A 26,644-nucleotide genomic window follows, 5' to 3' on the forward strand; every position below is an offset into this window, starting at 1 on the left:
TATATGGAGGGGACAGGCAATAGACCAACTTTGCCGGTGAATTTGGAGGACGGGATTTCCAATAGCGGAATTCCCGCATGTTTCAACAGGCGGCACCGCCGTATTCTCGATAATGCACTGCGGATTAATGAGAAGGGACGCGAGTTCTGAATACCCGAGGCGCAAAGGTGCCCCGGCAACCCGATCAGAGCGAACACTATGAAACTGACTCTCAAGGCGTGTCGTTATGCGATACTGACCGCATTGATCAATGGCGCACTGGCGCTGGCGCTGATGCTCCTGGTGGAGTTCTCGCTCAGTGGCAGCCTGGTGATGACAAGACCATTCCTGATTGCCGGCCTGCTCGTTGCCCTGGTGATCTTCGTCGCTCAGTTCTTTCGCCAACTCAGACTGTGCCGTTGCAGTGATGAAGCAGGAAGCCGGATCTCCAGCAGGTAAGGATCCGGCCCCCACTCCCTTCTGCAGCTCCCTTACTGGCGAATACCTTCCACGGAGATTTCCAGTTTCACGGTTTCCGAAGCCGGCCCCAGATCCATCGGGATACCGAAATCTTCAAGCCTGAGCTCGGTCTGGGCGTCAAAGCCCATGCGGTAGCCCCCCCAAGGATCCTCGCCGTGACCCACCAGGTCCACATCCAGGGTCACCTCACGGGTGACACCACGCAGGGTCAGATCGCCGGTTACCTCGGCTTCGTCACCATCGTCGTTCACCACCACCTCTGTACTCTTGAAGGTGGCACGGGGATACTCATCCACGTAAAGGAAATCCTCGCTACGGAGGTGCTTGTCCCGTTCGGCGTGGTTGGAATCCACGCTGGCCGTATCGATGGTGACCTCGACACTGCTGTTGGCGGGATTGTCCGCATCGAAGGTGAACTGGCCGTCGAATTCATTGAACCGGCCGTACAGCGTGCTGTATCCCAGGTGCGAGATCTCGAAGGTAATGAACTGATGGGCGTCCTTCTTATCGAAGGCATAGGTTCCGCTATGCTGGTCGGCGCTGGCGGTGCCCATCATGGCCAACGTTACGGCCGAAGCGAGAAGTGTCTTTTTCATATCGTTATTCTCCTTTTCCTGAACAGGATCGCTTGTGTTCCCGGGACAGCCTTGCGGGCAGCCAGGCTGTCCGATGATTAAACGTCTTTATCTTTGAGTTGTACCGGTAACATACGCCTGAGGGTGTCATCCCGGTCAAAAAGGTGGTGCTTGAGGGCAGCCAGACCATGGATGCCCGCCAGCACCACCAGCGCCCAGGTGGCCCAGTAATGAACCTCTCCGGCCACGTCTTCCATTCGCTCCACCCGTCCGGTGACCGAAGGTACCTGAAACCAGCCAAATACATCGATGGAGGATCCGTCTGCAGTGGAAATGAGATAGCCGCTGATCATTGCGCCGAGCATCAGGACGTAGAGCGTGGCATGTGCGATGCGGGCGGAAATCACCTCGAACCGGGAATGGCTGGCCATGGGCGAAGGCTTTATTTCAACCAGGCGCCACAGGAGCCTTAGCAGAATGACGCCAAAGAGCAGAATGCCGACGCTACGATGGATATGGGGCGCAAGCCGATACCATTCGTTGTAATAGGACAGTCCCACCATCCAGTAACCCAGCCCGAACAGAGCAAACACCGCTACTGCCACAAGCCAGTGGAATGTCATATCCACCGCGCCATATCGCTTGTCAGACGTTCTCAACTGCATACCATTGTCTCCCGGTGCATCCCTAACCGGCGTATTGCCTGATAACACAATAGAAAGTCAGGCCCATGAAGCCAACCGGAATATTCTGCTCGCCCTGATCAGAAAAACTGACCAAGCCTTATTCTTCCGCGTTCACCTTCTCGCCAGCAGGCTGGCTCCTACAGGGTGGGGATCTCCGCGCTGGCGGGTGCCCGCAACTGTAGGAGCTGGCCTGCCAGCGAGGAGGTGGACTCCTGGTCTTGGCGCTGCCTTCTTCGCCAGCAGGCTGGCTCCTACAGGGTGGGATCTCCGGGCTGGCGGGTACCCGCGACTGTAGGAGCTGGCCTGCCAGCGAGGAGGTGGACTCCGGGTCTGGGGCTGCCCTCTTCGCCAGCAGGCTGGCTCCTACAGGGTGGGGCCTCCGGGCTGGCGGGTACCCGCGACTGTAGGAGCTGGCCTGCCAGCGAGGAGGGGGACTCCGGGCCCTGGCGCTGCCCTCCTCGCCAGCCGGCTGGCTCCTACAGAGGGGGGAACCTCCGGCACCGCAAATCACCTGCCACCTTTGTCGTATTCGGATTTTACGGATTTAACAAATTCATCAAGCAGATAGACTGTACTTATACCGTACTCACCGAGCGTTTCGCTCTTCCTGCTGATTCGCCATCAAGGAGATAACTCATGGAATTCGAATTTGACGAATCCGTTGTTGTTCCCAGCAATAACTGATTTCGGGCAGGCCTGCCTGCCCAACTCGTTATCGATGTTTTTTAACGGTCCATCATTCCAATACCTGACCGGCTCCTTTTATTTCTGACAGTCATTTCGGGCCCACAACCCGATAAACTTTGATGTAAGCCGCTGGCGCCCCTTCCCAAGTTCTGGCATTCTCCCGTTCTGAATAACCATTCCTCCACCAGTTGCTGGTATTGAGCCGGGTTTTTCACATGCATCAGAACGTGGATCCATGACCTATCTTTCAGACCCCTTGACAGGTGCCGACCTGGAGTTACTGGACCCATTGCTGACCCGCCAGGAGAATCAATGGACAGGAATGTTCCATGGCCTGGTGCTGAAAACTGCCCTGCAACCCATATTCAGTATTTCCCACAAACGTATCATTGGTTATGAAGCCCTCGTCCGGGCCTACGATCCGGACAATGCCGGTGTGCCCCCGGCCCAGCTTTTCCGGTTACCGGAAACCGACCAGGAGAACATTCTCCTCGACCGGCTTTGCCGGCTGCTTCATATCCGCAATTACAGCACCTTCAGCGATCAGGTGAACTGGCTGTTCCTGAACGTGTCGCCCCGGGTGGTGGCGTCCGCCTATCGCTACGATTCCTTCTTCGGGGAGCTGTTGCGCCGCACCGGGCTGCCACCCCACCGCATCGTGGTCGAGATCGTCGAGCAACCGACGGATGATTCGGAGCGCCTGCGGGAGACCGTGGAGTACTACAGGCAACTGGGCTGCCTGACCGCCATTGATGATTTTGGTGCCGGCCATTCCAATTTCGAGCGGATCTGGAACCTGTCCCCGGACATCGTCAAACTGGACCGCACCCTGGCGCTCCGGGCCAGCAATGACCCCAAGGCGCGGCAGATCCTCAATGGCATTGTCACGCTGCTCCACCAGTCCGGCTGCCTGGTGCTGCTGGAAGGGGTGGAAACCCACGACCAGGCCATGATCGCCATCGACGCCGGCGTGGATTTTGTACAGGGTTTCTACTTCTCGTTTCCACGGGTGGAACTGGAGCAGATACAGGCGCCGGACTTCGAGGGCCTGCTGGCGGACTACAAGAACCGCAACCGTATTCGCCTGGACCCCACCCAGCAACTGGCGGAATTCTTCACCAGCCACTTCCGCAGGGCCATTGCCCGCCTTCAGGAGGGGGCCTCCCTGGGCGAGGCCTGTAAAGACATTCTCGCCCACCATACCGTCTCACGCTGTTACCTGATCGATCAGCGCGGGGTCCAGATCGACGACACCATGGTCTCGGAAGCCGTCGCAAGGACCCTGGATCCACGTTACCGCCCCCTGGAAAACACCAGCAGCGCCGACTGGTATCGCCAGCACTATTTGAAGCAGGCCCTGGCCCAACCCAACCGTATGCAGGTGACGACCCCCTATCTGTCCATCAGCGGTGTCTACATGTGCGTCACCCTGTCGCTGGGATTCCGCTACCAGGGACAGTTGCGGGTACTGTGTTGCGATATCCTGGCGGATCAGGGTCCGCTGGCGGGCTAGTGTTCCCGCATCAGACCGCGATATCCGCCATATTACCGTAGGCCTCCAGCCAGGCACGACGGTCCCCCGCACGCTTCTTGCCAAGCAGCATGTCCATGCACTCAAGGGTGTCGTCACCATCCTCGATGGTCAACATCACCAGGCGCCGCGTATCCGGAGCCATGGTGGTTTCCCGCAGTTGCAGGGGATTCATCTCCCCAAGGCCCTTGAAACGGGTAACCTGGATCTTGCCCTTGCGTTTTTCCGCGGCGAGCCGGTCGATAATGCCCTGCTTCTCGTGTTCGTCCAGGGCGTAGAAGGTTTCCTTGCCCAGATCCACCCGGTACAGCGGCGGCATGGCGACGAATACGTGACCGGCCTTCACCACCGGGCGGAAATGCTGGACAAAGAGTGCGCATAGCAGGGTGGCAATATGGAGGCCATCGGAATCCGCGTCCGCCAGGATGCAAACCTTATTGTAGCGGAGCCCGTCGAGCTGCTCGGAACCCGGATCCACGCCAATGGCAACCGCGATGTCGTGTACTTCCTGGGAGGCCAGGATCTCGGACGAGTCCACCTCCCAAGTATTGAGGATCTTGCCCCGCAGCGGCATCACCGCCTGGAATTCCCGGTCACGGGCCTGCTTGGCGGAGCCGCCGGCGGAGTCCCCCTCCACCAGGAAGAGCTCGGAGCGGCTGGTGTCGGCGCCGGAGCAGTCCGCCAGCTTGCCGGGCAATGCCGGCCCGGAGGTGACCTTCTTGCGGGCAACCTTGCGGCTGGCCCGGAGCCGGCGCTGGGCATTGCTGATAAACAGCTCCGCCAGGGTCTCGGCGACGTCGGTGTGCTGGTTCAGCCACAGGCTGAAAGCGTCCTTCACCACACCGGAAATAAACGCCGCCGCTTCCCGGGAGGAAAGCCGCTCCTTGGTCTGTCCCGAAAACTGGGGGTCCTGCATCTTGAACGACAGCACGTAGGCGCAGCGCTCCCAGATGTCCTCCGGTGACAGCTTGACGCCCCGGGGCAGCAGGTTACGGAATTCACAGAACTCCCGCATGGCCTCCAGCAGGCCGGTACGGAAGCCGTTGACGTGAGTGCCTCCCTGGACGGTGGGAATCAGGTTGACGTAACTCTCGGTGACGGATTCACCGCCCTCCGGCAGCCACTGCACGGCCCAGTCCACCTCTTCGGTGTTGCCGGCGAAGCGACCGGTGAAGGGCTCCAGGGGAACCGACTCGATATTCGACAGTTCGCTGCGCAGGTAATCCCGCAAACCGTCCTCGTAATACCATTCGTCTTTTTCGCCGGTCTGCTCCTGCAGGAAAGTGACGTTAAGACCGGGGCAAAGCACCGCCTTGGCCCGCAGGTTGTGGCGCAGGCGGCTGACGGAGAATTTCGGCGAGTCAAAGTACTTCGGGTCCGGCATGAAGTGCAGGCGGGTGCCGGTGTTGCGCTTGCCCACCGTATCCACCACTTCCAGGTCCGTGGCCTTCTCGCCATCGGCGAAGGTCATGCGGTATAGGTTGCCATCCCGCTTGATGGCCACTTCCAGGTGAGTCGACAGGGCGTTGACCACCGAGACCCCCACCCCGTGCAGACCACCGGAGAAATTGTAATTGCCCTGGGAGAACTTGCCGCCGGCATGAAGGCGACTGAGGATCAGCTCGACCCCGGGCAGCCCCTCTTCCTTATGGAGATCCACCGGCATACCACGGCCGTCGTCCTCAACCGAAAGCGAACCGTCGGCGTGAAGTACCACATCCAGCCGCCGGGCATGGCCCGCCAGGGCCTCATCGACGCTGTTGTCGATGACTTCCTGAGCCAGGTGATTGGGCCGACTGGTGTCTGTGTACATCCCCGGGCGCTTGCGAACCGGGTCGAGACCGCTGAGAACTTCGATGGAGTCGGCGTTGTAGGTGTTTTGGCTCATAGGGCGGGAACAGCTCCGGATCTGCTTGGCAAATGGAGCCCATAGCTTAGGGAATCTGGGCCAAAGATCAACGACCACCACACCCTTAATGCGGCCTGAATCACCTACGGTCCGACAGCATTCACCGCTGGACGGAAAGTTCCGGTAAACCCGGGCCGGCGACCCGCACCCGATCCCAGCCCCTTGAGGGCACTGCGAGCAACAGGCAGGGACTGGTCAGGGCCTGGGTCACCATCTGGTTCGCCCCCGGCTCCGAAACCCGGACGCTGATATCGAGAACGTCATCGTGAAGGCGTGACTGATCCAGCGCGATACCGTAGCCTCCGGTGGGCTTGCGCCCCGCAGCCACCAGCAGCAGGTGCTCAGCGCTGAAATCATGGTCCTCAAGGGGCGCCAGGGTCACCCCACGGCGGCTGCCGACCTCCTCCAGGCGCGAACGGGAATCCATGTACACCAGGTCAGGCCCGCCAAAACCGCACTGGCTGGCCACCGACAATTGCCGTGCTTCCGCTGTGTTCTCGTCCTGCTGGCGCGGATCGCTGCCCACGCAGGCTGTGATAAAGAAAACAGCGAGGAACCCCAATGGGTAACAGCGGGCATTCATGGCAGTGAGACCTCCTTGGCCGGGTTGTTCCCGGAAGAGGGGGAACCCCCTTCCGGAATGCGGTAGCCCTCGAAGCCGTAGCGCGGCAGGCCCATCTCCGCCAGAGTGGGGCGTTGGAAGCTGGTGGTCATGTCGAGGCCCGAAATTCCATTATCCCCCACTGAAATAGGCTGCGGGGATCCGGTCACCGGGTACTCGGCACAGGCTTCACCGTTTTCACAGATAATGCCGTTATTGTCCAGGTCCGTGCCGGCAACCAGCAAATACTGACCAGGTTCGACATCGTTGAAGGAGAAGGGATACTGACCGGACTGGACAGTGGAAACCAGCTGCCGGCTGTTATCGTCGCCGGAATCGTCGATGTCGATCAACAGGACGTAGTGACGTCCGGCGGCCCGGTCAACGGTGTCATCGGGAACCTGGACCGTCACCGGAATATTCAGCACCCGGTTATCCGTGCCATACGGGATCGTCACCAGGCCTGTGGCAAGGCGGCCGGAAGGCAGCGCACTCTCGTTCACGGACAGCGTCAGACCGGAAGGCAGCGACTGGCTGGCCGCCAGGGCATTGCCATTGGCATCGGTGACGGTGATCCAGTCCGGCACACTGACAGTCCCGGTAATGTCCAGGCCCGAGCTGACTGTTGGCGACAGGATCTCCAGTGCGACGGGAACATCCCTCGCATCCGCGTCCAGAAACAGGACCCGGGGGTGGGCACTGACAACCGTGGGAAAATCACCGGACAAGGTCGCCTCCAGGGAGAGGTAGGCATCCAGCAGGCCGGCGCCATGAACCGCCAGGTCATAGTTCAGAAGAGGGTCTACGGTCGTGGTCAGCCGGCCATCAATCATCAATGCCCGGAAACGGTCCTGGGCCATGGGCACACCGCTACCCTCCGCCAGCCGGTGCATCAGGGCATAGACACCGGTCACATGGGGCGCTGCCATGGAAGTACCGGCAAGGTAGGCATAGCCCGAGCTCCAGCTGTCAACGTTATCCGCCCCGCAAATGGCGTCACTGCCGGCAACGTCGCACCAGGCGTTGTAGATGCCGTCGGCGCCGCTACCGACATCGCCACCGGGGGCAACCAGATCCACCGACTGACCAAAGTTGGAATAACTGGCCAGAGCGCCGGAGAGGCTGACGGCGCCGACACCCACTACACCCCGGTTCGCTGCCGGGTAAACCGCCGAGGCATTGCCACTGTTGCCACCTGCGGCGACAACCAATATGCCCTGCGCGAGCGCCGCATCGGTGGCTTGCTTCAGACTGTTGAGATCCGGCAACCCGCCCAGGCTGAGATTGATAACGTCTATGTCGTTGCGAGCCACTGCTGCATTGATGGCGTCGACCAGGTCAGCCACCGTACCACTGCCATCTTCGCCGGTATCCTTGTTTACCCCGAGAACCCGGTAGGGAAAAAGCGTCGAATCATCGGCAACACCCACCGTGCCAGACGTGTTGTCTTCTGCCGCTATAATCCCACCTACATGGGTGCCGTGAAAGCTGGTCATGGCGCTGCCAGGGGTGGGCGGCGTGGCTGGATTGACGTCCCGGCCCGGGCTACTGTCAACGTCGTAATCCCTGCTGACAAAATCGAGCTGCTCCACTTGGCTCTGGCCGATCACATTGGTATCAAGATCGTCATGCCAGGGACCATAGCTGCCCGGGGTCGGAGAGAACAGGCCGGTGTCCATGACTGCCACGCCGACACCCGTCCCGGCGCCAGAGTTCACCGTCAGGCCCCAGGCCTCAGCCATTCTGATCATGTCCAGGTTCCAACGATTGTCAGGATTGGAGTAGCCGGGAACGTTACTGGCAGGATCTGTCGCTAACAGACGAAACAGATAATTTGGCTCCACCACGGCCCCGGTTTCAGCCCGCAACTCCCGAATCCAATCGACCGTAGCCTGGCGAGGGTCGGATTCCGCTGATCCTGACGCACTCTGTGCCATAGCAGTTTCGGGGCGACGCAGGTGGAGGGTTCGGGGACCAATGGAGCGCAGGACTTGCACGTCCGGACGCTGCCCCAGAGCGGTTGCTGATGATGACTGGACCGTAACCTGATCCATCGTGACAATGGCCTCATTCACCGCCAGGGCCGGCTCTGGCCAGGCGGCGTTGCTGGACAATACCCCGCCCAGAGGCGCCAGAGTCAGAACATAGCGCACTGGCTCACCACCGGTAACGGCAATCCGGATTTCCGAATCGCCTTCCGCCAGTGACCGTGGCAGGCTCATCCCGTAACCTTCCGCCTGCGTACAGACGCCGTTTTGGCAAAGCTCCTGGCCGTCAATGGTCACGCTCAGGCCGATATTCTCGGGCGATCCGTCCGTCGCCGGGAAAACCTGAAGGAAAACATTGTCGTCTGGTTCCAGGGGGGCGTGGTAGTAGTCGAGGCCATCATCCGGAAAGACCAGGCCGTTGTCGTAGGTTCCCGGGCTCGCACTCAGGTAGCCGCTTACAACGGCCGGAACCGGCAGCAGCTGGGCAGTCTCGGGGGAATCATTGCGGGTAATACCCTGCCACCCGGAATCATTGGCTTGCCAGAGGTCCGCGTAATCCCGGTCGACCCGGGTATCGGCGGCAATATCGATAATACCGCTAAGGTCAGCGAGATCGGCGTCACCGGAAGATCCGCCGTCACTACCGCCACCACCACCGCCACCACATGCGCTCAGCAGAACACTGGCTGCAAGTAGCATGGAGACAGGCGCAAACCGGGAATACGTACCTCTATAGATCATACCTACCCTTACCTAGTTCTGAGTGGTGGCGGGTCGATCCGCCGTTGAACCCTACCTTCAGCATAGCGGACATGTCCGACCCTGCGGCCCGGACGACAGGCGCAGGTTCTTCGCGAACACTCGAGCCCGGGCACAGCGGCGGGCGCAGAGCGGCCTGCCGCGCTGCCGGTCTCGTAGTTACGGTAATTTAACAGGAAGGGATGAACAAAAAAGAGAAACGGAGCGCCCTTGGGCGCTCCGTCATGGGGTCAGGCGGAGATTGGTCACGAAACCCGGGGGTCAGTCACTGACCTTCAGCACGACCTTGCCGGTGGCGGTGCGACCGGTGAGGGCATGGAGGGCATCGACGTAATCCTCGAAATCGTAGACTTCGCTGATTTTCGGCTTGATCTTGCCTTCGCCAAAGAGCTGGAACAGTTCCTTCATGTTCTGGGCGCTGTTCTGCGGCTCTTTCTGGGTAAAGGCACCCCAGAACACGCCCACCACGGAACAGCTCTTGAGCAGCGTCAGGTTGGCAGGGATTTTGGGAATGTCCCCGGCAGCGAAGCCGATGATCAGGTGACGACCGTTCCAGGCCATGGCCCGCAGGGCCTGCTCGGTAAACTCGCCGCCAACAGGGTCGTAGATCACGTCCACACCCTTGCCGCCAGTCATTTCCTTGATCATATCCTTGAGGGGCTTGTCGGTGTTGCTGTAGTTCAACAGCTCATCGGCACCGGCCTCCCTGCAGACCTGGAGCTTATCATCGGTGCTGGCCGCGGCAATCACGTGGGCTCCCATAGCCTTGCCCAGCTCAACGGTGGCCAGACCAACACCGCCACTGGCGCCCAGCACCAGCAGGCTCTCGCCGGGCTGGATGTTGGCGCGTTGTTTCAGGGCGTGGTAGGAGGTGCCGTAGACCATGGTGAAGGCGGCACCCTCTTCATCGCTCATGCCTTCGGGCAACGGCAGCAGGCGGTTTTCTTCCACCAGCATCTCTTCCGAGAAGGCACCATAGCCGGTCATTCCGATTACCCGGTCACCGGCCTTGTAACGGCTCACTTTCTCGCCAACGGCGATGACCTCACCGGCCATCTCGCCGCCCGGGGAGAACGGCATCTCCGGCTTGATCTGGTACTTGCCTTCAATGATGAGCGTATCGGGGAAGTTCAGGCCAGCGGCCTTGACCCGCACCTTGACCTGGCTGCCCTTGGGCTCCGGGCTTTCAATATCCTCAATCACCAGCTTTTCGGCCGGACCATACTCTTTACAGAGAATCGCACGCATTCTGTTGCTCCAATCCTTTAACAGGGCGGTTCATGTTATTGACGGTATCCGGTGTCCCACCTGATCAGATCGCTGGTTGCGAACCAACCACAGGAGACACCAGCTGAAGCCGGGTTAACGGATCAAGCTACCCCGATGCGGGTCATGAATCAAATAAACATGCCTTATGGAACAACATCACTGTTATTGATTCAGAGTAAAAGGAGGCCTCCCACCAACAGCGCCCCCACAAGAACCACCGCCGCCAGGATTAACCCGTTGCGAATCCCCGGCGCGATCACCTGGCCACTCTCGCCCCTGACCCCGGCGTGATGATTGATCAGCCGGTCATGGTGATGGCTTTCGCGGATCACCGATATCATTTCCTCACACATTGCACGATCAAACAGCTCCGGTCGGAACTGGTCCATGTCATGACGCTTGAGGATTCTGGTGACGTCCTCCGCCTGGGGAACGTACTTCATTGACCAGTCGGTAAACGTCACTTCGTCAAGAGGCTCCTCCAGCAGTGTCGTGATGTTCCGGTGCCGTTCGTCCCTGCGGATACGCCCATAGAGCTCACGAACCTGATCCTCCTCACCCTCCAGGTACTGGAAAAAGTGATGGTTGCCGTAGTACAGGCCTCCGACGATTCCATACTTCGGATTATTGCGGCGGGACGCCAGCAGTATCCTTGCGACGTGGGGTTCCACGCCGGAGGCCGCGGGCTGGGGCTTGAAGGTGGCTTCACTGGCATAGGCCAGGCGGATCAGAGACATCGTATTTCTCCTGAACAGCGTTGGATGAGATCCCTGTCAAATACCCCTTTTAACCCGTTTTGGATCATCCTGCGGCGGATGAACCCCGGACCAAAATGGGCTATCCTTCGCGCTCCTGAACCCCCACGCCACTGACTGACCGCCCGAGCCCGGATCTTCTGCCATGCCCGATATCATCTATATCCTGGAAATGATTGGTGTTGTGGCCTTCGCCATTTCGGGGATGATCGTGGCACGACAGAAAAACATGGACCCGGTAGGGGTCTTCACCATCGGCTTTGTCACCGCCCTCGGCGGCGGTACCCTGCGCGACCTGATGATGGACAATCACCCTCTCTACTGGATCAAGCACCAGGAACAGCCCATCCTGATCCTTTCGATGGCGGTGGTGTTCAGTTACTCCGGCCTCGCCGGCCGGATCCGCGAGTCCCGCATCGTGTTTCCCGACGCCATCGGCCTTGGGGTATTTTCCATTCTTGGCGCCCAGCTGGCGCTGGATCTCGGTCACTCCTGGTTCATTGCCTCGTTGCTCGGCGTCATGACCGGCACCTTCGGCGGCGCCCTGCGGGATACCCTGTGTAACGAGGTTCCGTTCATCTTCCGCAAGGACCAGATTTATGCATCCATTTCCTTCGCTGGATGCTGGCTGTATTTTCTCTGCCAATGGCTGTTGGCCAGTGAATCCCTTGCCCTGACCATCGGCCTGCTGTTCATCGTTATCGCCAGGATGGCCGCCGTTCGCTTCGATATCCGTTTGCAGCGGGACCACCACGGCTGACCCGGGCCGTCATCCTGAGGTATGATTGCGCTTTTTTAACGCCACCCGATTCCCATCTGCATTGAGGCTCTCCTCCCATGCTTGAAAAACTGTTCCAACTGCAGGCCCATGGCACCACCGTCAGGCGCGAAGTCATTGCGGGGATTACCACCTTCCTGACCATGGCCTACATCGTGGTGGTCAACCCGTCCATCCTGTCCGCGACGGGCATGGACTTTGGCGCGGTGTTCGTGGCCACCTGTATCGCCGCGGTCATCGGCACCCTGATCATGGGTCTGTGGGCAAACTACCCTATCGCCCTGGCCCCCGGCATGGGCCTGAACGCGTTCTTCTCGTTCACTGTCGTAGGCAGCATGGGTTACAGCTGGCAGGTTGCCCTGGGGGCCGTGTTCCTGTCGGGCTTCCTGTTCTTCCTGCTGAGCATTTTCAAGGTGCGGGAATGGATCATCAACAGCATTCCGCTGTCGTTACGGTTCGGCATCTCCGCCGGCATCGGTTTCTTCCTTGCCCTGATTGCCTTCAAGAACGCCGGCATCGTGGTGGACCACCCGGCGACCCTGGTGGGCCTGGGTGACATCAAGGCGGCCGAGAGCCTGCTGTTCTTTGCCGGTTTCGCGGTGATCTGCGCCCTCTCCTTCCGTCGCGTGACAGGCGCCGTGATGATCGGCATCCTTGCGATTACGGTGACCGCCATGCTCCTGGGTATGGTGGAATACAACGGACTGGTGTCAGCGCCCCCGAGCGTGGCACCCACCTTCCTGCAGATGGATGTCGCCGGCGCCCTGAATGTCGGCATGATTTCCGTGGTCTTCGCCTTCCTGTTCGTGGACCTTTTCGATACCTCCGGCACCCTGATCGGTGCCGCCCAGCGGGGCGGACTTCTGGACAAGGACGGCAAGCTTCCTCGCCTGGGCCGGGCGCTGATGTCCGATTCCGTGGCCACCATGTCCGGTGCCGCCATGGGCACATCCACCACAACCAGCTATATCGAGTCCACCGCGGGCATCACCGCCGGCGGACGCACCGGCCTTACTGCTGTGGTGGTGGCAATGCTGTTTCTGGCCTGCCTGCTGTTCTCGCCGATCGCCGCGGTGATTCCCCCCTACGCCACCGCCCCTGCGCTGCTCTATGTCGCGGTGCTGATGACCAGTGGCCTCAAGCTGATCGACTGGGATGACGTCACCGATGCCGCCCCCGCGGTGGTGACCGCGCTGATGATGCCGCTGACCTTCTCGATCGCTCACGGCATTGCCATTGGCTTTGTCACTTACGCGGTACTCAAGGCCCTGAGCGGTCGCTGGTCGGACCTGAATATCAGCGTGGTGGTCATCGCCATTGTCTTCGTTCTCAAATTCATCTTCCTCGACGCCTGATCCGGCGCCGGAGCCCCTATGGACTACTTTGCCGACAGCATCAAGAAAGCCATCCGCACCGTGCCGGACTGGCCCAAACCCGGTGTCGCGTTTCGGGACATCACCACCGTCCTTCAGGACCGGACCGCCTTCCGGAAACTAGTGGATGCGTTCGTGCACCGCTACCACGACCAGAAGATCGACGCCATTGCCGCCATTGATGCCCGCGGGTTCATTATCGGTTCGCCCCTGGCCTACGAGCTGAACGCCGGCCTGGTGCTGGTGCGCAAGAAGGGCAAGCTGCCCTTCGATACGCTGGTGGAGGACTATGAGCTGGAATACGGTACAGCTTCCGTTGAGCTGCACAAGGACGCCTTCCGTCCCGGCGACAAGGTGGTCCTGGTGGACGACCTGATCGCCACCGGCGGCACCATGCTGGCGGCCAGCCGGCTTATCCGCCAGATCGGGGCGGAGATCGTCGAGGTGTCCGCCATGATCGACCTGCCGGACCTGGGCGGTTCAAGCAAACTCCGGGAGGAGGGCCTGAACGTCTATACTGTGTGCCAGTTTGACGGCGAGTAGGATCCTCCTCGCCAAAACCGGAACTGACACGGGAGCGCAGACATGCCCTATCAACACCGCTGGTACAATGACACCACCATCGACTGGCCTGTGGGCAAGGTGGTGTGTGTCGGTCGCAACTACGTAGCCCATGCCCGGGAACTGAACAACCCCGTACCCTCGCAGCCCCTGCTGTTCATGAAACCGGCCACCTCGGTGGTGGCCCTGGACGCCCCTCTGCTCCTGCCCTCAGGAACCGGCCCGGTCCACTACGAAACCGAACTCGCGATCCTGATCGGCAAACCCCTGACCAGGGCCAACGGAACCCAGGCCAAAGAGGCCATCGCAGGCGTGGGCCTGGCCCTGGACCTGACCCTGCGGGATCTGCAGACCCAGCTCAAGGCCGACGGCCACCCCTGGGAAAGGGCCAAGGCCTTCGACGGCGCCTGCCCCCTTTCTTCCTTTGTTCCTGTGTCTGACTTTGGCGATATCGCCGGTGCCGGTTTCTCCCTGACCATTGACGGCGAACTCCGCCAGAAAGGCAACACCGCCGACATGATCACGCCGGTGCTGCCGCTGATCATCCACATCAGTGAGACCTTCACGCTCCGGCCCGGGGACGTGGTGCTCACCGGTACGCCGGCTGGCGTCGGGGCTCTCGAGTCGGGCCAGAAGCTGCTTCTGAGTCTCGATGGTGGGCTTGAGGTGGAAACCAGCGTACAGTGAGAGTTCCTCCGGCAGGAGGTCATTCTGATCCCGCTATACGTATTGGTGATATGTCAAAGAAACCTGTTACGTCCCGGCGCGGGCGGTTCCTCAAACTGGCTGGCATGACGGCTTCCGTGGCCGGACAATACGCTGGCCAGCGGGCCCGGCGCCTTGTCGGCCGCGAGTCAGAGGAGCAGCGCTCCAAACAGTACGCCCGCATGGCGGACGAAATCGTCGACACCCTCGGCGAGCTCAAGGGCGCGGTCATGAAGGTGGGCCAGGTGGCGTCCCAGACCCAGGACTTCCTGCCCAGGGAGTTCTCCGAAGCCCTCCAGCGTCTGCAGAAAGAAGCCCCGCCGATGCCCTTCGAGATCATCCGTCAGCAGGTGGAGGCGGAGCTGGGAGCGCCGGTTGACGCTTTGTTCGCCGACCTCCAGGAGCGGCCCTACGCCGCCGCTTCCATCGGCCAGGTCCACCGGGCCACGCTGAAAGATGGCCGCGAGGTGATCGTCAAGGTCCAGTATCCGGGGGTTGATGAATCCTGCGACTCGGATCTCAGGCAGCTGCGCATGACCCTCAAATTCGGCGGCCTGCTGCGCATGCCCAGGGAAAGCGCCGACCGCCTGTTCGAGGAAATCCGCGTCCGCCTGAAAGAGGAGCTGGATTACAATAACGAAGCCAGCAACATCCGTCGCTTTCGCGCCTACCATGAGAAGCACCCCTGGGTTCGCATTCCGGAGGTGATTGACAGTCACTCCACCCGCCACGTGCTGACCATGGGACTGGAGGAAGGGGATCATCTGCAGCAGGTCGCCAATGACCCCGACCGCTACGACCAGGCCACCATCAACCTGCTGGGGGAGCGCCTCTTCATCACCATGGCGGATGAACTGTTCGACTTCCAGTGCATCCATGGCGACCCCCATGCCGGTAACTTTGCGTTCCGGCCGGACGGCATCATCGTCCTTTACGACTTTGGCTGCGTGAAGTCGCTGCGTCCCTCGGTGGTGGCAAGCTATCGTCAGGCGCTGATTGCCACGCTGGAGGAGGACTACGAGGCCCTCGACCGGCATCTCATCGATCTGGGGGCCCGGGTCGCGACCAAGCCGCCCATCCACGCCGACTACTACGCCATGTGGCGAAATCTTCTGATTCCTCCCTTCGCGGGCGAGACACCCTACGATTTTGGCGCGTCGGATATCCACAGGCAGATTGCCGCCCACACCCACACCGTCTTCCGCTATCTGGACCGGTTGCAGCCTGCGGTGGAGAGTATGTTCATCGACCGCATGGTGGCGGGGCATTACTGGATTCTGAAACAGATGGGAGTCCAGGCGGCCCTCGGGCCGCTGCTGGAGCATTATCTTAAGGATGATGAAACCGGATCAGAGTGACCGGACGGTCGTCTCGACGTCACGGGCCTCAAGGAACTGCTTGGCGGCGTCCAGCTGTTCGCTGTCGGCGGCGTGGATAGCCACCACGTAGTCCCCCTTCCGAAGGGATGTCTCGGCGCTGGCCGCATAGGCGGTGTGATCCGGCCGTAGAGCGAGGATACCGCCAACTATCAGGCCAATCATGGCGCCATAGGCCGGCATGGCGGCACCAGAGAAGAAAGGGTTGTCCGAGACCGTATTGACGCCAACAGCCGCCAGTATCAGGTAGAGCACGAAGCCGACCACCGCACCGATGACCGTCATCCAGACCAGGGAACGGACCAGCGTACGGCGGATGCCCCGGTTCTCGGGTTCCAGGGACGCGCCGGGGTTGCTCTGGTCCGGCGTGACAACATGAACCTGGCCCGAAGACAGGGTGGTGTTCTCGCAGAGCGCCTCGGCGAGCTCTTTCGCCTGCTTCTCACTGTCGCATTTGGCCGCGAGCTTGTGATCGTGGCGTTCGCCGGAGAAAGGCACTGAGCTGTTCATGGCTACCTCCTTGAAGGTTCGCTGAAAAATACGCTCACCTTCGTTTACGATGACATTTCGAATGCGTTCATCGTCAGTGTAGCTGAAGAACCCGAATCATGAAGTCGAAGGACGAAGTCAGCGGGGGGAGGTCATTGCGGCAACCCATTCGGGTACGCCGACGCTGGCGGGCTGGCGGATCACCCGTGCCCGTGACATGGTCGGTACCTCGCCAGGGTCAATGACGGTAATGGGTACGTCGAAATCCACCAGTTCCACCAGACCCGCCGCCGGATAGACCTGCAGTGAGGTCCCCACGATCAGCAGATGGTCTGCCTGGGGAACGATCTCGGCGGCTGTCTCGATCATCGGCACCGCTTCGCCGAACCAGACCACATGGGGGCGGAGCTGGCTGCCCTGCTCACAGGTATCCCCCAGATGGATTTCCCCGTAGCCATGCTCATAGACCAGATCCGGCTCCCCGGAACTGCGGACCTTGACGAGTTCACCGTGGAGGTGCACCACCTCGCTGGAGCCCGCCCGCTCATGCAGGTCATCCACGTTCTGGGTGATGATCGTGACCCGGTAATTCCGCTCCAGCTCCGCAAGGGCATAGTGGGCCGGATTTGGGCGCACATCACCAAGCTGGCGCCGTCGCTGGTTGTAGAAATCCAGCACCAGCTCCGGGTTGCGGACAAAAGCCTCCGGTGTGGCCACCTCCTCAATGCTGTATTTCTCCCACAGCCCGCCGCTGTCGCGAAAGGTGGACAGGCCGCTTTCGGCGCTGATGCCGGCGCCGGTCAGCACAACCACATGGTCTTTCATCAGACTCCCCCCTTTTCGGACAATCACGGTCAAAGGTCGAAGATCTTGCCCGGGTTCATCACGCCATTGGGATCGAACACCTGCTTGATACCTCTGAGATAATCGATCTCCGCCGGGCTGCGGGTGTACTGCAGGTAGCCCTTCTTCACCAGGCCGACGCCATGCTCGGCGGAAATGCTGCCCCGGTGGCGCTGGACAATATCGAACACCCAGGTGTTCACCTGCTGGCACTTGTCGAAGAACTCCTCCTTCGCCATGGCCTCAGGCTTGAGGATGTTCAGGTGCAGGTTGCCATCACCGATGTGACCGAACCAGATGATCTCGAAATCCGGGTAATGCTCGGTGACCACCGCCTCGATCTCCCGCAGGAACGGCGGCACCTTCGATACCACCACGGAGATGTCATTCTTGTAGGGCGTGCGCGGCGCGATGGATTCGGAAATCCGTTCCCGCAGCTGCCACAGGTTCCGCGCCTGGGTCTCGCTCTGGCTGATCACGCCGTCCACTACCCAACCATTTTCAACGCATTGCTCGAACAGGTTCATGGCTTCGTCCATGACCTGATCGGAGACCGCCTCGAACTCCAGCAACGCATAGTAGGGCGCTTGGGTGTCGAAGGGCGCCTGCACGAGGCCATGGGCCAGCACATGCAGCATGGCCTGGTGGGAGAAGAACTCGTAGGCAGTCAGGTCGATGTGTTTCTGGAAGGTCTGCAACACATCCATGGTGTTGGTGAGATCCGCAAGCCCCAGGACCATGACCGTGAGATTGGTGGGCTGGCGGGTCAGCTTCATGGTGGCTTCAGTGATGAAGCCCAGGGTACCCTCGGCGCCGATAAACAGGTGGCGCAGGTCGTAACCGGTATTGTTCTTCTCCAGGTCCAGGTTCAGCTCCAGCACATCGCCCTTGCCGGTAACCACCGTCAGTCCGGAGACCCAGTCCCGGCTCATGCCGTAGCGGATCACCTTGATACCGCCGGCGTTGGTGGAGAGATTGCCACCGAGCTGGCTGGAGCCGGCGGAGGCAAAGTCCACCGGATAATAAAGGCCATTTTCCTCGGCGAAAGCCTGAAGCTGCGCCGTTACGACGCCAGCCTGGCAGTGAACGGTGCGGTCGCTGGGGCTGAATTCCAAGATCCGGTTCATATTGTCGAACGCGATCACTACCTCGCCATTGGCCGCCACGGCCCCGGCGCTCAGCCCCGTCCTGCCGCCCGATGGCACCAGGGCTACCTGGTTGTCATTGGCGAACTTCACCACCGCCTGCACCTGGGCGGTACTCTTGGGCAAAACAATGGCCAGCGGCCTTGGGGCGAACTGCCTGGTCCAGTCCTTGCCGTAGGCCTCAAGGTCGGCCGGATCAGTCAAAACCCTGCCGTCATCCACCAGGGTTCTCAGGGTGGCGATGATCTGTTCTGGATTCATGGGTGTGCAGTCTCTCGGAATGTTGACCCCGGCACGCATTCATGGTGATTCAGGTGAACAGGCCGGCTGTGAAAATCTGCCGTTATGGTATCATACCGCCCCTATTCTGTGAGCCCGCGCCAGGTACCTGCAAGGGAAGGCAAGGGCCACAGGTATTTTCTGGTCCAGGGAGCCCGGATAATCCGGTGCTTCGTACCACGCAATAGAAGGTCTGGAAGCTTACCCATGTCAGAAACGTCTCTTGAAAAGAGCAAGATCCGCATCCTGCTGCTGGAAGGGGTTCACCAGTCTGCACTGGATAACCTCAATGCAGCGGGTTACACCAACATTGAGTACCTGACCCACTCCCTCGGAGAGGAAGAGCTGATCGAGAAGATCGCCGACGTTCACTTCATCGGCATCCGCTCCCGCACCCAGCTCACCGGGAAGGTATTCGAGGCCGCCAGGAAACTGGTGGCGGTGGGCTGTTTCTGCATCGGAACCAACCAGGTTGACCTCCAGGCGGCCACCCGTCGCGGTGTCGCCGTCTTCAATGCACCCTTTTCCAACACCCGCAGTGTCGCCGAGCTGGTCCTGGCCCAGGCCATCCTTCTGCTGCGGGGTGTGCCGGAGAAGAACGCCAAGGCCCACCGCGGCGAATGGCTCAAGTCCGCCAAGAACAGCTATGAGATCCGGGGCAAGAAACTGGGCATCATCGGTTACGGCAACATCGGCACCCAGTTCTCGGTGCTTGCCGAATCCCTGGGCATGGACGTTTACTTCTACGATGTGGTCTCCAAGCTGTCCATCGGCAACGCCAGGCAGGTGGGCTCTCTCAAAGAGCTGCTCAACATGGCTGACGTGGTGAGCCTGCACGTGCCGGAAACCCCGGCCACCAAGTACATGTTCGGGCCCGATCAGTTCGCCCAGATGAAGCCCGGCAGCATCCTGATGAACGCCTCCCGGGGCACCGTGGTGGATATCGACGCCCTGGCCGAGGCCCTCAGCAGCGGCAAGCTTCTGGGTGCGGCCATCGACGTCTTCCCGGTGGAGCCCAAGTCCAACGACGAGGAGTTCGTGTCGCCACTGCGGCAGTTCGACAATGTGATCCTGACCCCCCATGTGGGTGGTTCCACCATCGAGGCCCAGGAAAACATTGGCCGGGAGGTAGCGGAGAAGCTGGCCATGTACAGCGACAATGGCACCTCCGTATCGTCCGTGAACTTCCCGGAGGTGGCCCTGCCCTCCCATCCGAACCAGCACCGCCTGCTGCACATTCACGAGAACGTGCCGGGGGTGATGTCCGAGATCAACCAGGTGTTCTCCGAAAACGGCATCAACGTCTGCGGCCAGTACCTCCAGACCAAGGAGGAAATCGGCTACGTGGTGATCGACGTGGACAAGGCCTACGGCGAACTGGCCCTTGAAAAGCTGCGCAAGGTCAAGGGCACCATTCGCTGCCGCGTACTGTTCTGAGGTCCCATGACCTCTGTCTGGAACCGGGGCCCTGCCCCGGTTTTTTTATGCCCACAAACAGCACCCTGCGGATGCCGTTATCAGGGGCGGCCCCTTGAGATCCCTTTTTGGCACCCAAATACCTGCTATAAGTTAATACAGGTTCCTGATGAACTGATCATTCACTCAAGTGGAAAACAGGAGTTCACGATGTCGCTGAAAGACAGTCTTATGAAGAAGATCGAGACACAGTCCGAATACTGGAGCAAGAAGATCGAACAGATCCGGGCCGATGCCGAAGCCAAGAAGGCGGAGGCCAAAGACCAACAGGCCGAGGCTGAGATCGAGCAGAAAGCCACGCAGCAGTTGCAGGGACTTGAAAGGCAAGTGAAGGAGGCGAAATCCCGGCTTCAGGAGTTACAGGAAGCCGGCGAGGAACGCGCCGACGAAATGAAAGATGACGTTGAGAGCTGGCTGGCCCGCAACAGGAATAAGGAATCTGGCTCCTGAGACCGATCGTGTTGATGGAAGCACGAACCACAAACGAACCATAATGATATAAAAAAGGCCTGCCGCTATCAGCGGCAGGCCTTTTTTCTGGTCCGGATTCAGACAGATTACTGCTGCATCGGTACCAGCTTCAGCTCAACACGGCGATTCTGCTCACGGCCAACTGCGGTGTCGTTGGTGGCGACCGGACGTCGCTCACCATAGCCAACCGCGCTGGTACGGGCGGGGGCGATGCCCTGATTCAGCAGGAAGTCGCGAACGGAACCTGCACGCTGCTCGGAAAGCAGCTGGTTGTAGCTGTCGGAGCCCCTGCTGTCGGTATGACCCTCGATCCGGATGCGGGTCTGGTCGAACTCCTTCAGCACCAGCGCCACTGACTCAAGCACACCGGTAAAGGACGGCTTGATGGAGGACTGGTCGGTATCGAAGGTGATATTGCCCGGCATCACCAGGTCAATACGGTCACCCTCTCTGACAACCCGGACCCCGGTCCCTTCCAGTTTGCGACGCAGCTGCGCTTCCTGGCGGTCCATGTAGTAACCGATACCACCGCCTACGGCAGCACCACTGGCGGCGCCGATCAGAGCGCCCTTGCCACGATCACTCTTGCTTGAGGTAGCCGCACCGACAGCCGCCCCACCAATGGCACCAATGATACTGCCCTTGGTGGCACTGGACGTCTTTTCCTCGCCCGTATAAGGATCGTAGGTTTTGCATCCCGCCAGAGCGAATGCGACCAGCGAGAGTACGATAAATAGTTTTTTCACGGTTTTGTCTCCTGTACCCGTTTGTTAACCATACTGCGTTGCGGAACAACGCCAGTTTCTTGATGGACTCTTTCAAAGGCATCAATGATGCCATTGAAGACCACTGCCTGCAGATCCTGTGCTTCGTTGACCAGATGATGGCGACCCTCGGGGAGTCGTAGCTCCTTCACCGCCGAAAACTTGTTCCTTATGATTCTCAGGTTGTGCTGCCAGTCGACCGTGCCGTCCTTTTCACCTTGGATCACTGTCAGCGAAAAATCCACCGGGCGCGCGGATTCGATATGAGGCACCCAGTGTCTCAGCGCGTTCACCCAGTCCACGTGTACGGCCCTCGCCTGCAGCGGATCATGGTCCTTCAGGAAACGGAGAAACCGGGCGTTGGCACTGTTCTCGGAAAACGCCCGTTTCCAGCCCCGCACGAAGGGCTTCATCAGGCTGTGGAGAATCTGCGCTCCCAGCCATCCGGCGGGCCGTACCAGTGGCGCCAGCAGCACCACCCCCCTGAACGCCGAGGTTTCCCGGGTATGGTGATTCGAGAGCAGATAGTCAATGAGAATTCCGCCGCCGGTACTCTGACCCACCGCATACCAGGGCCTTCGGGTATGCTTCCGGGCCGTGACCAGGAGGTCACTCAGCACCGCCTGGTACTCCATGAAGCTGCCGATGGCCGCCGGGGTGCCACTGGACAGGCCATGCCCGGGTTGGTCCCAGGTGAAGACGTCATAACCGGCACCCAGACATCGCTCGATCAACTGGCTGTAAAGCCCGACATGATCGAAGTAGCCATGGAGAACAAAAACCGTGCCCCTGCTGTCCTCATGCGGAGGCTGACGGAAGTAGTGGACCGCCACCTGGTGGCCACCGGCTCCGACCGTTCCCGCCGTGTAGCGGATGTCAGGATACTCCACCCAGAGGTCCAGGCCGTAAAACCGGCAATAGGCCTCCATTTCCGGGCCTGGCACCTGTCCGGCCTCCGGGTCAAATGGCTCAAGGCCGGACCGGACCGATTCGCTCTCCCACTCCGGGAGCCCTATTTTGTCTTTTTTCCAGTACACGTAACGTTAAACGCCTGTTAGCAGGGGAACCAAAAACTCTCAGAAACGCCTGCAGGAGAATACCACAGCGTTTACCGGCATCGGACGCAGACGGGCTTATTTACCCATTATTTACCGGTTCACCTGGCCCGGAACGGGACAGGCCCACATCCTCAAGACGACGCTCACCCCGAATGAGTTCCTCTTTTTTCCGCCGGGACAGACGCTTGGTGTGCCATTCCAGGCTCAACGCCCGGGAACGACTGCCCACCGCCTGACTGAACACCAGGGTCAGTGGCCCCCTTCCGCGGAGGCTGCGGGCACAGAGCCGCCCGCTGGCCTGATGCTCCGCGAAGCGCCGGGCCACATCCGTTGTCACTCCGGTATAGAAGGCCTCGTTGGCGGTGCGGATGATGTAGAGGTGCCACTCAGCCATGACCCGGCTCCGTCGGTACCACTTCCCGGCGGCGGCTGTCCCGCTGCTGGAGCCAGAGCCCTCCAACAATAAGGATCAGGCCGGCCCAGGTGGAGGGCAGAATGACCTCCCCGAGAATCAGGTAGATGAACACCAGCGAGAGGAACGGTGAAATGAAAATAAGATTGCTCACCCGGGAGGTATTGGTGGCCAGCTTCATGGCCCGTGACCAGAGTACAAAGGCAACACCCATCTCGAAGGCACCGACATAAAGCCCGCCCAGGAAACCTTCGGTTACCAGCGCAGGCCAGCCGTCCCGCCATCCGGTAAGGATGGCGATCACCGGCAGGGCGAACAGGAAATTCAGGAACAGGCCCACCACCGGATCCCGCCGGTCCCGGGTCGCGAGAATCCAGTAACTGGCCCAGACGAGGGTACTGGCGATGGCCAGCGCCACGCCCAGGGGGTCGGAGAAGCTGAGCCCGGTCACATCCCCCCGTGTAGCGATCACAACCACACCGCAATAACACACCAGACCGGCCAGGATATCCTTCATTTTCAGGGTATGGCCCAGAAAGGGCACCGACAGGTACGCCAGCACCAGTGCCCAGGTGTAATTGATGGGCTGGGCCTCCTGGGCAGGCAGGCGGTCGAAGGCGCCGAACAGGAGCAGGTAGTAGAGGCAGGGATTGATCAGCCCGAGTCCCAGTGACTGGACGTACTGAACGGGTTTGAGCCGGACCACCTGGCCGAGGCGCCCCTGAACCCGGAGGATCAGGGCAAGCACCAGCACCGAGGCGGAGCAGGCCACCAGCAGCATCTGTAGCGGCGTGTAATGGTTCAGGGTCAGCTTGAAGGCGGTGGCCACGGTGGACCAGAGCAATACGGCTCCCAGGCCGGCCAGCATGGCCTTGCGCTGATCTTTCATAATGGACTTCCTGGCTACCGGTATCAGTTCAAATCAAAGCCGCAATGGTAGCCCTGCGGCAGGGTGGTGTGGAAGCGGCCGGCCCGGACGAAAGCCTCGCTCTACCGAGGCAATACTATCGGCCACTGGCCGACAAGATGGATGAACTGTCACCCTGAATTCATAAACTTCTGTTTTTATTGCGAATAACAGTTGATACGGTAGCGGTGAGCAAGTGCCGGAACCATGGCCCATCAACCGGAAATACTCTTGCCGACACACAGGAGACTCAAGATGAATAAGCTTATGACCTGCGCCACCATGTCCCTGGCCCTGCTGGCCGGCGCCCCCACTCTCTACGCCCAGTCCCAGCCCGAACAGACCGACAAGAGCGGCTACAGCGACCCTGCCGCATCCGGTGAAGCAAAGACCAACTTCAACGACCAGGAACTGCGCCAGTTCGTGGAAGCCCAGTCCGGAATTAACGAGATTCGCGAAGAATACATGGCGAAGATCGAGAAGGCTGACTCCCAGAAGCAGGCCCAGGAACTGCAGATGGAGGCCAACGATGAGATGGTTTCCGTGATCGAGGAGGAAGGCCTGGACATTCCCACATACAATGCCATCGCAACCGCGTACAACAGCGAACCGAAGGTACGTAACCGGGTTGATGCGCTGATGTAAGCCAGCAGAAGTGTGAACGGATCGTCAACACTTCACATGCTTCGTTCGTGTCTCTTGCAACCCCGCTCCGGCGGAGTTTTTTCGTGGCCGGGTTCACTCCGGGCAACGGCCCCATTACCGTTCGCCCGCTATCTGGTCTAGGCTAAAGACCGATGTATCTTCACGAAAGCAGATGGAATCCAGTTCCCGCGGAGACCGCAACACGATGAATCCCAGGACACACCGGGCATTCCCGCCACTGCTGGCAGCCACTCTGTTGCTGGGAGCCTGCAGTGATAGCGGCGACCCCGTATCCCAGCTGATCAGCGACGACCCGGAGCCGGTGATCTGGCGATTCGCCCTCGAGGAAATCGCCGGCAGCGTGCAGGATGCCTGGGCCCAGGAATTTCGCCGGCGCATCGAGGCGATTTCCGACGGCGAGGTCCAGGTGGAAATCTATCCATATGGCTCCATTGGCACCTCGCCCGAACTGACCGGCCTTATTCAGGAGGGCCGGGTCCAGCTGGGATTCGCGGCTCCCGGTCACCTGGCCAGCACCATCCCCGAGGCGGGTGTGTTCCTGCTGCCCTACCTGTTCCCTGACGACGATGAGGCCAACCTGAGTGTCCTGGCCGACGAAGAGCTCAGTGGGATGCTTCGGTCAGCCTGGCAGCGACAGGGCCTTCAGTTGCTGGAGAGCGTTCCTGAAGGCTGGATGGCCTGGACCGCCGACCGTTCGCTGCGTTTGCCCGAGGACCTCCAGGGAGTACGCATGCGGACCATGACAGCCTCACTTCATGCCGAGGTTTTCGGAATCTGGGGAGCCGAGCCCGTGCCGCTGCCCTATGGCGAGGTCTACAGTGCGCTGCAGGAGCAACAGATCGATGGCCAGAGCAACCCGGTTTTCGCCATCCAGGAAATGAAATTCCACGAGCTGCAGTCGGTTCTGATTCAACCCCGCGCTATCCGCTTCGTCGCCACGGTTGTGGGTAACGCGGAATGGTACGAGGGACTGGATGACAGGCACAGACGCTGGCTGGAAGAGGCCCGGGAGGGCATGCCCCGGTTTATCGATGAGGTGCAGAGGAAGTACAACGCCAGCCGTCTGGAGCTGATACGGGAAACGGGTGGCACCCGGATCGAAGTGCTCGACGAATCAGAGCGGGCCCGTTTTCGCGAAGCAAGCCTCCCGGTCCGCGACCGATACCGTGAACTGGCCGGCGACAGGGGCGATGAGATTCTCGACCGGATCCTGACCCTCAGCCGGGCCGACGGATAGTCTCCCGGCTACTCGGGGACCAGCCATGCCTGTTGCCGGCTGATGTTGAGACCCTCGTTCCCTGAGACCGCGTCGAGCATGGCGGCAAGGCGCTCATCCAGCCCCCACGGCGGGTTGCCCACCAGCATCCCCGACCCCGTCATGCCTCTCTCCGGCGGGTTCTCCAAATGGACTTCCTGCTGCCAGACCTTGCGAACCGGCCCGGCCGCAATACGGTCAAGCAGCACCCGATGGCCACCACCGGTCAATATCGGATACCAGACCAGAAACACGCCATGCCGGCAGCGCTGCCAGGCCCTGGCGAGGGTATCCGCGACCCGGCCATAGTCTTCCTTGAGTTCGTAGGACGGATCCACCAGGACCGCCAGCCGGGGCTGCGGTGGCGGCAACTGGCCGAGCAGGCCCTTGAGACCATCCTGCGGAAGCACCCTGAGACGCTGTTGCTGTGCCCATCGGGCAAGTCGCGACGACTCCATGGAGTGCAGTTCAAAAGCGGTGAGGGTATCCTGCCGCCGCAGACAATGGGTAAACCAGGCCGGCGAGCCCGGATAACGGTTCAGTTGGTTACCGCCCTCATTGACTGCATCCAGCACGCTGAACCAGGCCTGCCAATCCGGTAACCTCAGCTGGTCGCGCATCCGCCATATCCGCTGGACGCCCTGCTCCGCCTCCGCTGTCTTGCGGGCCCTGTCGCCTTCGAGATCATAGAGGGCGCTGCCAGCGTGAGTATCGAAACAGGCGATGCCGGAGGCCTTGCCCTGCATCATGGTCAGCACCAGCATCAGGGTGACGTGTTTCTGGACATCGGCAAAATTGCCGGCATGAAATTCATGTAGGTAACTAAGCATCGAATCAGCCGTTCGCTCCGTAACAGTGAACAGGACA

General features: G+C 60.4%; 26 protein-coding genes. 11 read left to right on the top strand and 15 right to left on the bottom strand.

Features of this window, described 5'->3' with window-relative positions; translation table 11 throughout:
- The first annotated feature begins 198 nt into the window (after positions 1-198).
- Positions 199-438, top strand: coding sequence for a hypothetical protein (locus BM346_RS05755; protein WP_092009681.1), 240 nt, complete (start codon positions 199-201; stop codon positions 436-438).
- Between the two features lie 32 nt (positions 439-470).
- On the opposite strand, the gene BM346_RS05760 is transcribed toward BM346_RS05755, so the two are convergent.
- Together BM346_RS05760 and BM346_RS05765 are read right to left on the bottom strand one after the other, a co-directional pair.
- The gene (locus BM346_RS05760) at positions 471-1,055 is read right to left on the bottom strand and encodes a YceI family protein (RefSeq protein WP_092009683.1); all 585 of its coding nucleotides are present in this window, start codon (positions 1,053-1,055) and stop codon (positions 471-473) included.
- Positions 1,056-1,132: 77 nt separating this feature from the next.
- The gene (locus BM346_RS05765; RefSeq protein WP_092009685.1) at positions 1,133-1,699 is read right to left on the bottom strand and encodes a cytochrome b; all 567 of its coding nucleotides are present in this window, start codon (positions 1,697-1,699) and stop codon (positions 1,133-1,135) included.
- 943 nt (positions 1,700-2,642) lie between these two features.
- Between BM346_RS05765 and BM346_RS05770 the strand changes: the two genes are divergently transcribed.
- Complete coding sequence (locus BM346_RS05770; protein ID WP_092009687.1) at positions 2,643-3,920, top strand: EAL domain-containing protein; 1,278 nt, start codon at positions 2,643-2,645, stop codon at positions 3,918-3,920.
- 10 nt (positions 3,921-3,930) lie between these two features.
- On the opposite strand, the gene parE is transcribed toward BM346_RS05770, so the two are convergent.
- The 5 genes from parE to BM346_RS05795 form a co-directional block, all read right to left on the bottom strand.
- Positions 3,931-5,826, bottom strand: a complete 1,896-nt coding sequence (parE, locus tag BM346_RS05775) for a DNA topoisomerase IV subunit B (RefSeq protein ID WP_092009689.1) — start codon at positions 5,824-5,826, stop codon at positions 3,931-3,933.
- Positions 5,827-5,947: 121 nt separating this feature from the next.
- Positions 5,948-6,430, bottom strand: coding sequence for a protease complex subunit PrcB family protein (locus BM346_RS05780; RefSeq protein WP_092009690.1), 483 nt, complete (start codon positions 6,428-6,430; stop codon positions 5,948-5,950).
- The gene (locus tag BM346_RS05785) at positions 6,427-9,177 is read right to left on the bottom strand and encodes a S8 family serine peptidase (RefSeq protein ID WP_092009692.1); all 2,751 of its coding nucleotides are present in this window, start codon (positions 9,175-9,177) and stop codon (positions 6,427-6,429) included. The genes BM346_RS05780 and BM346_RS05785 overlap by 4 nt, the downstream gene beginning before the upstream one ends.
- 279 nt (positions 9,178-9,456) lie before the next feature.
- Positions 9,457-10,443 (bottom strand): NADPH:quinone oxidoreductase family protein, encoded by a 987-nt coding sequence (locus tag BM346_RS05790; protein ID WP_092009694.1) that lies wholly within the window; start codon positions 10,441-10,443, stop codon positions 9,457-9,459.
- A 191-nt stretch (positions 10,444-10,634) separates the two neighbouring features.
- Entirely contained in the window at positions 10,635-11,201 is a 567-nt protein-coding gene (locus BM346_RS05795; protein WP_092009696.1) for a BLUF domain-containing protein, read from the bottom strand.
- A 163-nt stretch (positions 11,202-11,364) separates the two neighbouring features.
- On the opposite strand from BM346_RS05795, the gene BM346_RS05800 reads away from it, so the two are divergent.
- The 5 genes from BM346_RS05800 (at position 11,365) to BM346_RS05820 (ending at position 15,994) form a co-directional block, all read left to right on the top strand.
- Positions 11,365-11,979, top strand: a complete 615-nt coding sequence (locus tag BM346_RS05800) for a trimeric intracellular cation channel family protein (RefSeq protein WP_092009697.1) — start codon at positions 11,365-11,367, stop codon at positions 11,977-11,979.
- 77 nt (positions 11,980-12,056) lie between these two features.
- Entirely contained in the window at positions 12,057-13,352 is a 1,296-nt protein-coding gene (locus BM346_RS05805) for an NCS2 family permease (RefSeq protein WP_092009699.1), read from the top strand.
- 18 nt (positions 13,353-13,370) lie between these two features.
- Complete coding sequence (locus BM346_RS05810) at positions 13,371-13,913, top strand: adenine phosphoribosyltransferase (RefSeq protein WP_092009701.1); 543 nt, start codon at positions 13,371-13,373, stop codon at positions 13,911-13,913.
- Positions 13,914-13,955: 42 nt separating this feature from the next.
- Positions 13,956-14,618, top strand: coding sequence for a fumarylacetoacetate hydrolase family protein (locus BM346_RS05815; RefSeq protein ID WP_092009702.1), 663 nt, complete (start codon positions 13,956-13,958; stop codon positions 14,616-14,618).
- A gap of 50 nt (positions 14,619-14,668) precedes the next feature.
- Positions 14,669-15,994 carry an ABC1 kinase family protein gene (locus BM346_RS05820; RefSeq protein ID WP_092009704.1) on the top strand — a complete coding sequence of 442 codons (1,326 nt, stop codon included), beginning with the start codon at positions 14,669-14,671 and terminating at the stop codon, positions 15,992-15,994.
- Here the strand turns inward: BM346_RS05820 and BM346_RS05825 are convergent.
- The 3 genes from BM346_RS05825 to BM346_RS05835 all read right to left on the bottom strand — a co-directional run bounded on the left by BM346_RS05825 (position 15,986) and on the right by BM346_RS05835 (position 18,750).
- Positions 15,986-16,522: a hypothetical protein gene (locus BM346_RS05825; RefSeq protein WP_092009706.1), complete on the bottom strand. Its 537-nt coding sequence runs from the start codon at positions 16,520-16,522 to the stop codon at positions 15,986-15,988. The two genes, BM346_RS05820 and BM346_RS05825, sit on opposite strands and share 9 nt — an antisense overlap.
- A gap of 117 nt (positions 16,523-16,639) precedes the next feature.
- Positions 16,640-17,326, bottom strand: a complete 687-nt coding sequence (locus BM346_RS05830; protein WP_092009708.1) for an SIR2 family NAD-dependent protein deacylase — start codon at positions 17,324-17,326, stop codon at positions 16,640-16,642.
- Positions 17,327-17,355: 29 nt separating this feature from the next.
- Positions 17,356-18,750: an FAD-binding oxidoreductase gene (locus BM346_RS05835; RefSeq protein WP_092009710.1), complete on the bottom strand. Its 1,395-nt coding sequence runs from the start codon at positions 18,748-18,750 to the stop codon at positions 17,356-17,358.
- Positions 18,751-18,975: 225 nt separating this feature from the next.
- Here BM346_RS05835 and serA point away from each other — a divergent pair, with 225 nt between their 5' ends.
- Both serA and BM346_RS05845 read left to right on the top strand, forming a co-directional pair.
- Positions 18,976-20,205 carry a phosphoglycerate dehydrogenase gene (gene serA / locus BM346_RS05840; RefSeq protein WP_092009712.1) on the top strand — a complete coding sequence of 410 codons (1,230 nt, stop codon included), beginning with the start codon at positions 18,976-18,978 and terminating at the stop codon, positions 20,203-20,205.
- A gap of 189 nt (positions 20,206-20,394) precedes the next feature.
- A complete protein-coding gene (locus BM346_RS05845; RefSeq protein ID WP_092009714.1) occupies positions 20,395-20,694 on the top strand; it encodes a hypothetical protein in 300 nt (99 codons plus the stop codon).
- A gap of 107 nt (positions 20,695-20,801) precedes the next feature.
- Here BM346_RS05845 and BM346_RS05850 read toward each other — a convergent pair whose 3' ends face one another.
- The 4 genes from BM346_RS05850 to BM346_RS05865 all read right to left on the bottom strand — a co-directional run bounded on the left by BM346_RS05850 (position 20,802) and on the right by BM346_RS05865 (position 23,838).
- Positions 20,802-21,461: an OmpA family protein gene (locus BM346_RS05850; protein WP_092009716.1), complete on the bottom strand. Its 660-nt coding sequence runs from the start codon at positions 21,459-21,461 to the stop codon at positions 20,802-20,804.
- Positions 21,458-22,516: an alpha/beta hydrolase gene (locus BM346_RS05855; protein WP_092009718.1), complete on the bottom strand. Its 1,059-nt coding sequence runs from the start codon at positions 22,514-22,516 to the stop codon at positions 21,458-21,460. The genes BM346_RS05850 and BM346_RS05855 overlap by 4 nt, the downstream gene beginning before the upstream one ends.
- A gap of 100 nt (positions 22,517-22,616) precedes the next feature.
- On the bottom strand, positions 22,617-22,931 hold the full coding sequence (locus BM346_RS05860; protein WP_092009720.1) for a GIY-YIG nuclease family protein: 315 nt from the start codon (positions 22,929-22,931) through the stop codon (positions 22,617-22,619).
- Complete coding sequence (locus BM346_RS05865; RefSeq protein ID WP_092009722.1) at positions 22,924-23,838, bottom strand: DMT family transporter; 915 nt, start codon at positions 23,836-23,838, stop codon at positions 22,924-22,926. The genes BM346_RS05860 and BM346_RS05865 overlap by 8 nt, the downstream gene beginning before the upstream one ends.
- Positions 23,839-24,111: 273 nt before the next feature.
- Here BM346_RS05865 and BM346_RS05870 point away from each other — a divergent pair, with 273 nt between their 5' ends.
- Both BM346_RS05870 and dctP read left to right on the top strand, forming a co-directional pair.
- Positions 24,112-24,501 carry a DUF4168 domain-containing protein gene (locus tag BM346_RS05870; RefSeq protein WP_092009724.1) on the top strand — a complete coding sequence of 130 codons (390 nt, stop codon included), beginning with the start codon at positions 24,112-24,114 and terminating at the stop codon, positions 24,499-24,501.
- Positions 24,502-24,706: 205 nt separating this feature from the next.
- The gene (dctP, locus tag BM346_RS05875) at positions 24,707-25,759 is read left to right on the top strand and encodes a TRAP transporter substrate-binding protein DctP (RefSeq protein WP_092013376.1); all 1,053 of its coding nucleotides are present in this window, start codon (positions 24,707-24,709) and stop codon (positions 25,757-25,759) included.
- Positions 25,760-25,767: 8 nt separating this feature from the next.
- Here dctP and BM346_RS05880 read toward each other — a convergent pair whose 3' ends face one another.
- Positions 25,768-26,607 (bottom strand): 23S rRNA (adenine(2030)-N(6))-methyltransferase RlmJ, encoded by an 840-nt coding sequence (locus tag BM346_RS05880; RefSeq protein WP_092009726.1) that lies wholly within the window; start codon positions 26,605-26,607, stop codon positions 25,768-25,770.
- Between the last annotated feature and the right edge of the window lie 37 nt (positions 26,608-26,644).

The organism is Marinobacter daqiaonensis (assembly GCF_900115285.1).
Taxonomy (GTDB): Bacteria; Pseudomonadota; Gammaproteobacteria; order Pseudomonadales; family Oleiphilaceae; genus Marinobacter; species Marinobacter daqiaonensis.